Origin of the sequence: Mesorhizobium sp. C277A (genome assembly GCF_040324395.1) — a bacterium.
GTDB lineage: Bacteria > Pseudomonadota > Alphaproteobacteria > Rhizobiales > Rhizobiaceae > Mesorhizobium.
The window spans coordinates 3,485,250-3,498,250 of record NZ_JAMYVW010000002.1; the positions used below are offsets into that span (position 1 = coordinate 3,485,250).

Annotated in this window: 11 protein-coding genes; 8 read left to right on the top strand and 3 right to left on the bottom strand. The window is 61.8% G+C overall.

The features are described 5' to 3' along the window. Positions 1-26: 26 nt before the first annotated feature. The 3 genes from choV to NKK52_RS17265 form a co-directional block, all read right to left on the bottom strand. The gene (choV, locus tag NKK52_RS17255) at positions 27-1,208 is read right to left on the bottom strand and encodes a choline ABC transporter ATP-binding protein (protein WP_023683671.1); all 1,182 of its coding nucleotides are present in this window, start codon (positions 1,206-1,208) and stop codon (positions 27-29) included. After that, positions 1,205-2,059: a choline ABC transporter permease subunit gene (choW, locus tag NKK52_RS17260; protein ID WP_023669995.1), complete on the bottom strand. Its 855-nt coding sequence runs from the start codon at positions 2,057-2,059 to the stop codon at positions 1,205-1,207. The genes choV and choW overlap by 4 nt, the downstream gene beginning before the upstream one ends. A 137-nt stretch (positions 2,060-2,196) precedes the next feature. Next, complete coding sequence (locus NKK52_RS17265; RefSeq protein ID WP_023686157.1) at positions 2,197-3,132, bottom strand: choline ABC transporter substrate-binding protein; 936 nt, start codon at positions 3,130-3,132, stop codon at positions 2,197-2,199. A gap of 236 nt (positions 3,133-3,368) precedes the next feature. Between NKK52_RS17265 and NKK52_RS17270 the strand changes: the two genes are divergently transcribed. From NKK52_RS17270 to NKK52_RS17305, 8 genes are all read left to right on the top strand, one after another. Further along, positions 3,369-3,980, top strand: a complete 612-nt coding sequence (locus tag NKK52_RS17270; RefSeq protein WP_023683669.1) for a thymidine kinase — start codon at positions 3,369-3,371, stop codon at positions 3,978-3,980. A 14-nt stretch (positions 3,981-3,994) separates the two neighbouring features. Next, entirely contained in the window at positions 3,995-5,173 is a 1,179-nt protein-coding gene (locus NKK52_RS17275; protein WP_023683668.1) for a glycosyltransferase, read from the top strand. A gap of 85 nt (positions 5,174-5,258) precedes the next feature. Beyond that, positions 5,259-5,642 carry a c-type cytochrome gene (locus tag NKK52_RS17280; protein ID WP_023683667.1) on the top strand — a complete coding sequence of 128 codons (384 nt, stop codon included), beginning with the start codon at positions 5,259-5,261 and terminating at the stop codon, positions 5,640-5,642. 321 nt (positions 5,643-5,963) lie between these two features. Further along, positions 5,964-7,052, top strand: a complete 1,089-nt coding sequence (locus tag NKK52_RS17285) for a hypothetical protein (protein ID WP_023669990.1) — start codon at positions 5,964-5,966, stop codon at positions 7,050-7,052. Between the two features lie 27 nt (positions 7,053-7,079). Further along, a complete protein-coding gene (locus NKK52_RS17290; protein ID WP_023683666.1) occupies positions 7,080-8,225 on the top strand; it encodes a hypothetical protein in 1,146 nt (381 codons plus the stop codon). 24 nt (positions 8,226-8,249) lie between these two features. Next, on the top strand, positions 8,250-10,160 hold the full coding sequence (locus tag NKK52_RS17295) for an ATP-binding protein (protein ID WP_023683665.1): 1,911 nt from the start codon (positions 8,250-8,252) through the stop codon (positions 10,158-10,160). A gap of 332 nt (positions 10,161-10,492) precedes the next feature. Beyond that, the gene (locus NKK52_RS17300; RefSeq protein ID WP_023683664.1) at positions 10,493-11,797 is read left to right on the top strand and encodes a DUF6638 family protein; all 1,305 of its coding nucleotides are present in this window, start codon (positions 10,493-10,495) and stop codon (positions 11,795-11,797) included. A gap of 16 nt (positions 11,798-11,813) precedes the next feature. After that, on the top strand, positions 11,814-12,938 hold the full coding sequence (locus NKK52_RS17305) for a DUF2333 family protein (RefSeq protein ID WP_023705931.1): 1,125 nt from the start codon (positions 11,814-11,816) through the stop codon (positions 12,936-12,938). Positions 12,939-13,001: the final 63 nt, after the last annotated feature.

The window sequence follows — 13,001 nt, forward strand, 5'->3', positions numbered from 1 at the left end:
AGATTTCAACCAAATCTCATCATGATCTAGCGCCGCAACACCGCGCTCAGCACATCGCGTATCCCGATCGCGCCGACAAAGCGCGACTGGTCGTCGAACAGCGCCACGGGTGCCGTCTGCGAGCGGTGCATGGCCAGCATCACCGTCTTCAGCGACGTGCCGGGGTTGGCCCAGAACACTTGCGCCGTCTCCTCCGGCTGCGCCTCGACATCGGCGCATGAAACCCATACCGCCGGTTTGCCGTCGCGTTCCGCCGCCGCCACCAGCCCGTGCTCGTCGATCTTAAAGCGCGTCGTCTTGCGCCGGTCGAGCCACACCCAGCCATTATCGCCGTGCTGGAGGTCGCGGCTGTCGCGCATGACGTTCCAGGCGGTCAGCACCGACAACGGATTCACATTGGCGATGAAGTCGCGGACATAGTCATTGGCGGGCTTGAGCACGATGTCTTCCGGCGCCCCGGTCTGCACGATGCGACCGCCCTCCATGATGGTGATGTGGGTGCCGATCTTCAGCGCCTCTTCCAGATCATGGCTGACGAAGATGATGGTCTTCTTCAGCTCCGCCTGCAGCTGCAGCAATTCGTCCTGCAGCTTGGTGCGGATCAGCGGATCGAGCGCAGAGAACGGCTCGTCCATCAGCAGGATCGGCGCCTCGGTGGCGAAGGCACGGGCCAGGCCGACGCGCTGCTGCATGCCGCCGGACAGCTCATGCGCGTATTTCTTCGACCACTGGTCGAGATTGACCAGTTTCAGCTGGCGTTGCACGCGCTCCTTGCGCTCTTGCTCCGGCACGCCGGCGAGTTCGAGGCCGAGGCCGACATTCTCCTCCACCGTACGCCAAGGCAGCAGGCCGAACTGCTGGAACACCATCGCCACCTGCTTCTGGCGCAGCCGCCGCAGCGTCGCCTGATCGCAGGTCACGACATCGACGATATTGTCGCCGTCCTTGACCAGCACCTGGCCGCGCGACACCACGTTGAGCCGGTTGACCGCCCGCAGCAGCGTCGACTTGCCCGAGCCGGACAGGCCCATCAGCACCGAGATTTCGCCCTCATGCACGGTCAGGCTGGCGCCGGCGCAACCCAGCACATTGCCGGTCTTTTCGAGGATTTCGGCGCGCGTGGCGCCGCCGTCGATCAGCGCCAGCGAACCGGCCTGGTCGGACCCGAAGACGATATCGACATTCTTGAAGTCAACGGCGACGGTCATTTCTTGCCTCCAACGCCGATACGCGTCATCCGGTCGAGCACGATGGCGAGTACGACAATCGCCAGACCCGCCTCGAGCCCGAGATCGATGCGGCGCGAGCCGAGCGCGCGGTTGATTTCAGTGCCGAGGCCGCCGGCGCCGATGAGGGCTGCAAACACCACCATCGACAGCGACAGCATGATCGATTGCGTCAGCCCGGCCATGATGGTCGGCAGCGCTGAGGGCAATTCGACCTTCCACAGCAGCTGCTGCTTGGTGGCGCCAAACGCCTCGCCGGCCTCGATGATCGACTTCGGCACCGAGACGACGCCGAGATGGGTGAGCCGGACCGCGGTCGGGATGACGAAGATGATGGTGACGATGAGGCCGGGCGCGTTGCCGAGACCGAACAGGGTCAGGACCGGGATCAGGTAGACGAAGGTCGGCAGCGTCTGCATCAGGTCGAGCACCGGCAGCATGATGCGGTAGACCTTCGGCTTGTGCGCGGCCCAGATGCCGAGCGGCACGCCGATGGCCATCGCCATGGCGGCGGCGGCCACGACCAGCACCAGCGTCTGCACCGTCTGCTTCCAGAGGTTCTGGTTGATGATGAAGATCAGGCCGAGAAAGACGCCTATGGCCAGCGGGCGCGAGCGCTGCAGCAGCCAGGCGATGATGGCGATGATCAGCGCCAGCAGCACCGGCGGCACCATCAAAAGGATGCCAACCAGCCCGTCGAGCAGGAAATTGAGGCCATTCGAGAAGGCCCTGAACACGGTGTCGAAATTGTCGGTGAGGAAACCGAAGAACGCCTTTCCCCAGGCGCCGATCGGTATCTTGTGATCGACCATGAATTTCGAAATCGGATCCATATCGCCCCTCTCATGCGAGAGACCGCCTGCTTCCGGCCTCCGCTGTCGTTAGGTCATCTTCTCACAGGATATGAAAAAGGGCAGCCTTTTTTAGATTGGCTGCCCTTCCTGGTTCGGCTTTGCCGAATTCAGTCGGCTCAGCTTCCGAGCGCGGTCTTGACCGCCGCTGCCGCATCGCCGCCATCGAAGGTGGTGACGCCGGCAATCCACGGCGCAACCGCGTCAGGGTGCTTCTTCAGCCAGTCGGCTGCGACCGTGTTGGCGTCGCCGCCCTTCAGGATCGCGTCCATCATCTCGCCTTCCATGTCCAGGTTGAACTTCAGGTTGGCGATGAACTTGCCGGCATTCGGGCATTCGGTGGTGTAGCCCTTGCGCACATTGGTGTAGACGGTGGCGGCGCCGAAGCCGCTGTCGCCCATGCCGTCGAGATAGGTGAGCTTCATGGCGCCCATCACCGGATGCGGCGTCCAGCCGAGGAACGCGATCCACTCATTGTTCTTGATCGACTGCTCGGCCTGCGTCAGCATGCCGGCTTCCGAGGACTCGACCAGCTCGAAGCCTTCGAGATTGTCCTTCGGATTCTTGATCATGTCGAGGATGATGCGGTTGCCGTCATTGCCCGCCTCGATGCCATAGATCTTGCCGTTGAACTTGTCCTTAAACTTGCCGATGTCGGTCAGCGACTTGACGCCGGCCTCCGCGACATAGGTCGGTACGACGATGCCGTAGCCGGCGCCGGTCAGGTTGGTGCCGATCGTCTCGACCGAACCATCGGCGGTGTAGTCCTTGATGTCGTTGGTCATCGACGGCATCCAGTTGCCGAGGAAGACGTCGAGATCCTTGTTTTTCAGCGACGCCATGGTCACCGGTACCGATAGCTGGATCGTCTGCGGCTCGTAGCCGAGCGCGGTGAGCAGCACCGAAGCGACGCCGGTGGTTGCCTGGATGTCGGTCCAGCCGACATCGGAAAGGCGCACCGCCTTGCAGCTCTCCGGATCGCCGGCAAGTGCAGCGCTCGTGGACAGAAAAGTCGCCAGGCCGAGGCCGGCGACGAAGGTGTTCATACGCGACATTGGCAGTCTCCCATTGTGATTCTTGGCGAAGCGTAGTTACGGTTTCTCTGCCCGCCTTGTTTCGTCAGCCAAACACCATTCTGGTGTGGTTTCAAGCGCTAAGACAATCACGATCAACGGCGCGGACTGGCCAAACAGCGACACGCCCGCCGCTTTTTCGATGGCAGACGGCTTTTCCCATGAAATGCAGCGGTGCCCTCTCCCCGCGCCGCGCCAACTCGGCTTAAAAGGACGGCATGGCCAAGCTCTACTTCCACTATGCGACGATGAATGCCGGCAAAACGACAATGCTGCTGCAGGCGTCCTACAATTATCGCGAACGCGGTATGACGACGATGCTGTTCGTCGCCGGCCACTACAGAAAGGGCGACACCGGGCTGATCTCGTCGCGCATCGGCCTGGAGACGGAGGCCGAGATGTTCCGCGACGGCGACGATCTCTACGCTCGCGTCGCCGAGCATCACGAACATACGACGGTGCATTGCATCTTTGTCGACGAGGCGCAATTTCTCGAGGAAGAGCAGGTCTGGCAGCTCGCCCGTATCGCCGACCGGCTGAACATCCCGGTGATGTGCTACGGCCTGCGCACCGATTTCCAGGGCAATCTGTTTTCCGGTTCGCGAGCGCTTCTGGCCATCGCCGACGATCTGCGCGAAGTGCGCACCATCTGCCGCTGCGGCCGCAAGGCGACGATGGTCGTGCGTCTCGGCGCTGACGGCAAGGTGGCCAGACAAGGCGAACAGGTGGCGATCGGCAAGGACGTCTATATCTCGCTCTGCCGCCGCCACTGGGAAGAGGAAATGGGCCGCGCCGCGCCCGACGATTTCATTGGCTTCACCAGAGGCTGAACGGCCGGGACAACATGAAAATTCTGCAGTTCACAGTCGATTGCCCGTTTCCGCCGGTCTCCGGCGGAGAGATCCGGAACGCCGCCAATGCACGCGCTTTGGCATCGATTGGCGAGGTCCTGACGGTAAGCCTGACTGGCGCCCCGGCACCCTCCACACCGCCGAACATCCGTCACCGGATCATCGAGGCAGCGCGCGGCAGGGCGCCTTGGGGCAGGCGCAGCCCGCACCCGACCGTGCATATGATGCCGGACGACGAGCTGGCCGAAGCCGACGCCATCTGGAGGGAATTCGCGCCCGATCTCGTGGTGATCGAGGAGATCGTGCTTTCGCAGCTGCTGACGCTGGCGCCGAAGCATCGCGCGCGCACCGTCCTTGACCAGCACAACATCGATTCCCGGACGGTGTCCGACCGGATCGCCGGCCTGACGCTGTGGCAGCAAATACGAGACTGGCGCCAAAACAGGCGAAGGAAGGCAGAGGCGCGCGAAGCCGACAGGTGTGCGGCTGCCCTGGCCGACCAGATCTGGGTTTGTTCGCGGGCCGACGAAGCGCTTCTGTCCGCTCTCGGCCCCGTCAACGACGTCAGGTTCGTCGCCAACCCCATTCCAGACGAGAGCGTGCTTTCCCTGCCGATTGCTGCCGAGCGCTTCAGTGAGCTCAGCCTGTGCTTCATCGGGCATCTCGGCTATTTCCCCAACATCGACGCCGTCAAGCAGATCGGCCGCGCGATGGCGCCGCGCCTCGCCGCTTCCGGCCGGCCCTGGTCGATCACCGTCGCCGGCAGAAACCCGCGCGATGTCGTGCGCGGTCTATGCACCAGGCATGGTCTGCGGTTGATCGAGAACCCGCCGCATCTGCCGGAATTGCTTGGCCGCGCCGGCTATGCGCCGATCCCGCTGCGCTTCGGCGGCGGAACCCGCATCAAGGTGCTGGAGGCGATGGCGGCGGGCTTGGTCGTCGCCGCCACCGAAAAGGCCGTCGAAGGGCTTGGGCTGCAGGCGGGCAGGCATTTCCTGTCCAGCGACGATGCCGGCAAGTTGGCATCGAAAATCATCGATCTCGCGACACGCCCGCAAGCGGCCGCCGAGATGGCGGAGATCGGCCGCGCTTTCGTGCGCGATAACCATTCGTCGGCGGCGATTGAAAAGCAAGTCAAGCAGGCGGCTGCGGCGATCCCGCGCACGGATTGAGCCCGGTCCGCTATCAGCCGCCATACTGCGTTTGTTAAGGCCTGCTGCCTATTTTGCCCTCAGCAAGAGCCAGCCGGGAACCGCCATGCTTCGAGCCATTTCATCAGCCCTTGTCATTTACTTGGCCGGTATCCTCGCCGCGCAGGCCGACGGCGATGCAGCACTTGGCAAGAATGTATTCTACCGCTGCATGGCCTGTCACGAGGCGGCAAGCGACCGCGACAAGGTCGGCCCGCATCTCCTCGGTATCGTCGGCCGCACCGCCGGCACCGCCCAGAATTTCAACTATTCGCAGGCCATGAAGGACGCCGGCGCGGCCGGCCTGGTCTGGGACGAAGCCAACCTCAAAGCCTATCTTGGCGCTCCCAAGCTGAAAGTACCCGGCAACAGGATGGGCTTCTCCGGCCTGAGCAGCGACGAGGACATCGCCAACGTCATCGCCTATCTGAAGGCCGATCCGAAGCCTTAAACGTCGCGATGGGTAGCGTGATGGCGACGGCTTCCGCCAGCTGTCTCGCGCTTGCAACTCATTGAGCCTTCTGTCGAATTCAGCACACCCACACTGTCCGAGATCGACTTCTTCGCAGCCGTCAAAGTTCAATGACAATTGAACAATACTTGGCCGGCTGGTTAATCACGCCATGACCCCGCCTTCATTGCCTTTCAAGACGACCAGGCAATTTTTTGTTTTCGGGGCGGGTCTTGTCTTGCGTCTTTCAATCCCCTGATACCCCACATATATTCGCCGCTGTTCGCAGCCAGCGACCGGAAGCCGAAGCGGGAGGCCCCTATGGCGACATTGCAGAATTTCGATGCCGAAATTGCCAAGACCAGGCAGGTCGTGCAGGACATGCGCTCCAAGATCGAGCAGTCGGGCACGGTGCTTGATACGCTGGCCACCGCCGACAAGAAGATCGGCGACGCCAATTTCGACATCGAGAATGCCCGCATCGAGGACGTGCTGAAGCAGCAGAAGGTGATGGAAGGCAACATTGCCGACCTGATCATCGGGCTGGAAGACGCCACCAACGTCTTCGGCACCGAATTCGAGAGCATGAAGAACTACACCGGCTGGGAAAGCTTCGTCGGCGTCTTCTCGGCGCAACGCAAGCAGCGCATGCGCACCGACCGCGTCCGCAACATGTCGCTGGCCGGCAATCTGCAGGAGCTTCTGGTCAAGTCCGACACCATCGTCGGCATCCTGAAAGCGCAGAAAGAGGTCCTCGACCAGCGCTACAAGACCTCGGAAAACAGCCTGTCGCAGGTGATCGAGCGCCGCAAGGTCACCATGACCAACCTCGAGGCGGTGCAGAAGCGCATTGAGGAGGTCAATCCGCTGCTGCTCGACATCGAAAACAAGATCGCCGCTTCTACCAGTCAGAAGGAGCGCACGCAGCTTGAGGGCGAGCGCTCGAAACTGGCGACCGAATACAATGAAAAGCAGGCCAAGGAGCAGGAGCTTCTGGCCGAAAGCCAGACGCTGGAACGCTACACCTCGATGTTCCAGACCTTCGTCGATTCGCTCAACAATCAGATCGCAGCGCAGTCGACGCTGATCAACAAGCTGACCATCGATACCGAGCAGCGCATCGTGCTCTACAAGGCACTGGAAGATTCCTTGAAGACCGCCGCCCAGCAGGATGTCGCCCACAAGATCAACACGCTGGGCAGCCAGGTTGACAACACCGCCGAAGAGACCATGGCCGGCATTGGCGCCGCCTCGCAAAAGCACATCGGCGATCTCCTCGAAATGCACGAGAAGAACATGGTCGCCAGCTCCGACATCCAGCGCCGCAAGAAGCTCGCCGACGACGCCTTCGCCCGCCGTTTCGACGACGTGATGAAGAAGCACAATTCGGCCAACTACGTGCAGTCGTAAGGAGCGGCTGCACGCGGGCACACCGGCATGACTCCCGAAAACGAAGCGGCGGCGCGCTATTTTTCCGCCATCACGGCGGCACTCAGCGGCCTCGAAGTGTTCATGCGCGACGACCGCTCGCCGCTTTACCGGCACGGCATCGTCGCCAAGATTGTCGCCGAATACATTGCCCGGCTGGACAAATCGTTTTCCTGCTGGCGCAACCGGCTCGGCTTCATGGACACGTTCCGCATTTCGCGCGCCGACAGCGGCTATCCCGTCTTCCAGAACCTGCTCGAACTGGAAAACGACCGCCGCCAGGCCGAGGCGCGGCTGGCCAACATTCCGCTGGCCGGCGAATTGCGCGAGGAAATGGCCGACTTCATCCTGCGCCACAAGGAATTCCCCGAAGCGCTGCAGAAGTCGATGGCCGAGCGGCTCTATCTCGAGGACGTCAAGAGCGAACAGACTTTTGGCCCGTTCTCGCTGGCGCAGACGGCCAAGGTCTCGGTCAATCCAAAGACCGGGCGCCCCTATTACCTCGTGCACTGGGCGAGCTTCGACGGCAGCGCCAACCTGCCGCTCGTCTACATGGTGACGGTGGAGGATTCTTCCGAAAGCATGATCCGGCAGCTCGTTGACAGCAACGGCAAGCTCAATGAACGGGTCGACATCCCGCTGCCGGTGGACGGCCTGCTCAACCCCGAACTCGCCCATCGCTTCGACGATTTCACCGAGAAGAATTCCGCCTACACGCTTTCGCCCGCAACGATTGCGGTCAATCTCGACAAGGATTTCGAGCCGCTGCACCCTAAGCAGCTGCGCCGCGTCGTGCTCGGCCCCTTTTATTCCGCAGGCATTACGGACAACAATTCGACCGTGACCGAGGTGCTGGCCAAGGTGCGCAAACCGGAAAATGCCTGGCTGCTCACCTGGACCATCCAGGAGGTCTACTCCAAGGGCGAGAAACCCGGCCGCAAGGGCCTGTTTTCGAGCGAGAAGACCACGCAGGAATTCTTTATCAACACCGACGATCTCGAAGCCGCGCGCCAGGGTGTGTCGAGCTACGAGAACCACGCCCTGATCCCGCACGAAGCCTATCAAGCACTCTACGCCGCCGGCGAAGCTCAAAAGATCTTTTCCGGTTACAAGGTTCACATCCTGTCAAATGGGCAGGTGATTTCAGATGTCTGACCGTCACATCGCGGAGCATCCTTCATGGACACCGGCCTGACCACCATTCCGGAAGCGGCTATCGAAAAGCACCGCGCAACCGCGCAAAGCTTCATCACTCGCGTCGTCGTGCTGGAGGATCCTTCACGCGAATCCGGCACCGCGCTTGCCGGCACCAACCGCCGCTTCGTCTCCACCGTCTCGGTCGGCTCGGTGCGCCGCACACGCGAGGTCGAGCTGACCAAGACCGTGGCCGCAATCCATCCCGACGACCAGCTGATGAGCATCCCCCAGCACACGATGTTGTTCCGCGCCCGCCGCGGCCTGGCGATTGCGCTCGCCATCTCCGACGTCTTCGCCGAGGGCTCCGACCTCGAAAGCCTCCAGGCCAAGAACACCCGCGCGCCTCTTGAGGGCGATGAGGCGGCGACCTTCAAGAAGCTTCTGTCAGCCTCGGCTTACGTTTCAGCCTTCAGCCTCGCCTCTTACCTGTTCCAGCTGATCGACAGCGACGGCGAGGCTCCCAACGATATCCCCGAACCGGACTTCCTGTTCGACACGCCGCAGGACGCGGTGAAGTCGATCGTCGCCGGGTTGGACAAGGCGATTGCAGGCTCCAAGGACGATGGCGACCTGACGACGCGCGCGCGAGCTTTTGCACGGGTCGCCATTGATGGGCTGCTGGCCCGCAAAGGCCGCTTCGACGGCATCGGTCCGTTCGAGAACGCCCATATCCGCATCGACGCCGACGATTTCACCCTCGACGGCTTCGACGTCGCGCCCGGCAAGCGTTCGAAACCGCTGGTGATGACCTTCAAGAAGCCCGAAGAGGTCGTCGGCAACCACATCGCCAAATACCAGTCGGTCAAGCTCGCCAAGATGCTGATGGCCTATGATTTCGAGCGCGAGCTGAACCCGTTCGTCGAGCTCGGCGGCTTCCTCTTCACCTTCATCGGCGATGGCGCGCCGGGCACCGGCAAGACGACGCTGATCCAGATGATCGCCGGCCTCGTCAACAATTATTGCCAGGTTGCCGGCTATCCCTTCGCCTATGAGAATTTCGGCGTCGACCAGATCTCGTCCTACCAAGGCAAATCCGGCCAGAATTGCCGCCAGTTCATCAACAATGTCTTGAACCCACGTGTCATCGGTTTCGGCACCGTCGACGACATCGACCAGGTGGCGGCCCGCCGCTCCGACGACCGCGCCTCGGCCGGCCAACAGGAAATCACCGGCGTCTTGATGGACGCCTTTGCCGGCGCCGGCACGGTGGTGCGCGGCAATTGCTCGTTCGGCATGTTTTCCAACTATCCCGAAAATGTCGACGATGCGCTGCGCCAGCGCGCCGGGGCCCGCTGGCTGGTCGACGGCCCACAGAGCCGCGACGACTATATCGACATCTTCGTCCTGCTTGCCGGCAAGAACCACAAGATCCCACTCGGCGACCACAAGCTCTACGCCGCGCAGGAGATCCAGCGCGCGGTGACCGAAGCCTATGAGGAGCACGAGAAGCCTCAGGAAGACGGGCTGATGAAGGTCTATGAGCGCTACATGAAGGAGAATGGCGCGCCGAAATCGATGGCCGACATCGGCACCTATCTGCACCTGATCAAGGATGCCGAGCCGCGCTTCACCGGCCGAGCCATCAAGAACGTCACCGACGCCATCAAGATGCGCGCCATGGACATCGAGCTGCCCGACGACTGGTTCGAGAAGCCGGAAGCCTTCATGCACAAGGGCTACGACGAGAAGAAAGCCATGATCGAGGAACTGCGTGGGCCGTTCTCGATGGACATGGTCATGCAGGAGATCAACCGCTACGCCGACTCGGAGTTCCGCTATTCCGACAAATCCGACGACGCCGCGGTGGAGAAGCTGCTGCGCGACGCACGCCTGCGCGAACGGGCGGGGCGCGAGATGGAGGAGATGAAGAAGAAGGGGCTCTGGAATGCGTGAACTTCCTTCGCTGCCCGCAGGTGCTGAAAGGCTTGGCGCTAACGCTGACGCCCCCCTCTCCCCGTCCCTCACGGGGAGAGGGCAAGGGTGAGGGGCGGCGCATGCGTGGACCAGAGATCGCTACGACCATACTGGCGCTATCGAACAGCGCCTCGATCGGCACATCCGGACCCATGATCTTCGATTTATTGCCGCCAATGGCCATGGGGAGACATGTCCTTGAATGCTAGCGCTGCCCCTCACCCTTACCCTCTCCCCGTGAAGAACGGGGAGAGGGAGGCGTCAGCGTTGGCGCTTCGCCACAACAGGCAACGCCGCTCGGAACGTTCTGCATGAGCCACGCCAAAAAGCCCGACCTTCTCCGCGACAATGAGCTGATCTACGGTCGCTTGCTCACCGTCGACGAGTCGCACCTCATCCAGCGCTACAACAAGGCGCTTGTTGCCTTCGGCCTCAAGCCCACCAAGCTGAAGAGCTTCCAGATCGACCGCACCGGCTTCTCGCCCGAAGTGGCCGAGGAATGCGGCGATTACGATTATCTCGACCCCAATGAGGTCAACCGCCGCTTCATCATCCTGACGCCTTCGCAGATCGATCTGCCGGTGGTGCACACCGCCTTTTCCAACACCTCGCAGCTGATGTTCGAGTTCATGTCCAAGAACCAGCGCGCCATCGATGCGCTGACCATCAAGGATGTCATCTACGGCGAGATCGAGGATTCCGTTCCCCTGGTCAACGACATCGAGGATCTGCTGTCGATCAGCCAGGTCGAGTTCCGGGTGCTTTCGGCCGAGGACGTGCTGGGCAAGGCCGCCGAACTCGGCAAGCTGGTCGACCGGCTGAAGCAGGAGCCCGATGCCTGGCGCGACAACACCATGCTGAGCCGTATGGTGGAGCTGGCGAAGGTCTGCGGCGATATCCGTGAGAATGCGCTGGTGCCCGACCAGGTGATCTTCCGCCACAACGCCTACTGGACCAGCCATTTCGGCGGCGTCTACGTCTTCGTCGATCCTGATATGACCACCGTCATCGGCGACCCGGCCGCCCCCGGCTTTCGCCGTTCGCGGCCCTGGCAGGTCAGCTATCTCTCGATCAACGATGCCGACAAGGTGTTCAAGTTCCTGGCCAGCACCGGCCGCATCGAATTGCCGCGCGCGTCATGGGTCGAAAGCTCGGGCTATCTCGAGCATCGCGCCGAGATGGTGGTGCGCTCTCTCATCCGCGACACAGAGCCGAACCGCAATTTGACCGAGGTCGACAAGGTCTGGCTGCAGACCTGGATCCATGGCCATGCCGATCTGATCACCAAGGACGGCAATTTCCCCTTTCTCAACGCCGCCAAGCGTGAGATCGCCCAGCTCGGCCATCTCAAGATCGAGGATGTGTTTCCGCAACAGCGCTTCCTGGTCGTGCGTGGCAAGCCCGACCATCCCGACGCCTGGCTGACCAACCAGCTGATCTCGGATTTCGTGCCGCAGGACTTTGTCTCGCGTTACGTCTTCAACAAGCCGGGCTTCTACAAGGACTATGACGGCTACAGCGACGCCTGGCGGTCGCATGTTGTGGACGTTCTGAAAACCACATATTTGAAAGACAAAGTGGCGTTTCGCACGCGCCTTTACGGCCTGACTGACTGAGGGGTGAACGAGAGCCATGCTTGATCCGATCGTGAATTTCTTCACCCGCATCTTCCAATGGATCGGCCGCGGCATCGGCCTCGTCATCGGCGCGATCCTGTGGCCGTTCCTCTGGGCTGGGCGCTGGTATACGCAGCGCGGCTGGATCCTGAAGGCTGTGGTCGGCCTCGCGCTTCTGGTATTGATCGGCCTCTACGCCAATTTCTTCTACGCCACCCAGTGGTGGAACAAGTTCGATCCCAACTACGTCGACAAATACACCTTCGAGAACCGCAACATTTCCGCCGGCGAACAGGTCGCCGCCGGCGCCGGCACCGACACCGCCAAGACCTGCGGCAATTCGGGCATCGCCCAGGTGGCGGCCGACCTGACGGACTTCAACGTCAACCAGAATGCCTGGATCTCGTCGATGATCCTCTACAAACTCGGCCTGTTCGGCATCGACTGGGACAACACGCCGTTCATGGACAACAAGGCCTCGTTCCAGCGCGGCATCAACCAGGCGGTGCGGCGTACCGCCACCGAGCTTGCCGACAATCTCGGCCGTGTTCGCACCACATCGCAGATCGACGGCGACCTGCAGGATGCGCGCGGCAATCTGCAGTTCGACGAGGAGACCTGGTATTTCGGCATCAACCCGTTCGGCCCCAAGACGCCGACGCCGAGCTATTATCGCGATGCCGTCACCAAGCTGCGCTCCTTCAACGCCCGCCTCGGCATCTGCCAGGCGACGTTCGATGCCCGCGCCGACAATCTGAAGCAGTATATCGACCGCATCTCCTCCGACATCGGTTCCACCTCCGCGATCCTCAAGGAGCGCGCCGAAAACCACAACAATGGTTGGTTCGACTTCCGCGCCGATGACCGCTTCTGGTTCGCCTATGGCCAGCTCTATGCCTATTACGGCCTGATGAAAGGCGCCCAGGCCGACTTCGAGGACGTCATCAAGGAAAAGCATCTCGGCAATCTGTGGGACACGATGGATGCGCAATTCGTCTCGGCGCTGCGCATCCAGCCCTTCATCATCGCCAATGGCCGCGAGGATGGCTGGATCATGCCGACGCACCTGACGACGATGGGTTTCTACGTGCTTCGCGTGCGCTCCAACATGGTCGAGATCAGCAACGTCCTGACTCAGTAGCGTCTACAGCTTTCCCGGCGAGCGATGGCGAATTTGCGCCGTCGCCTCTGTCGCATTCCGTGC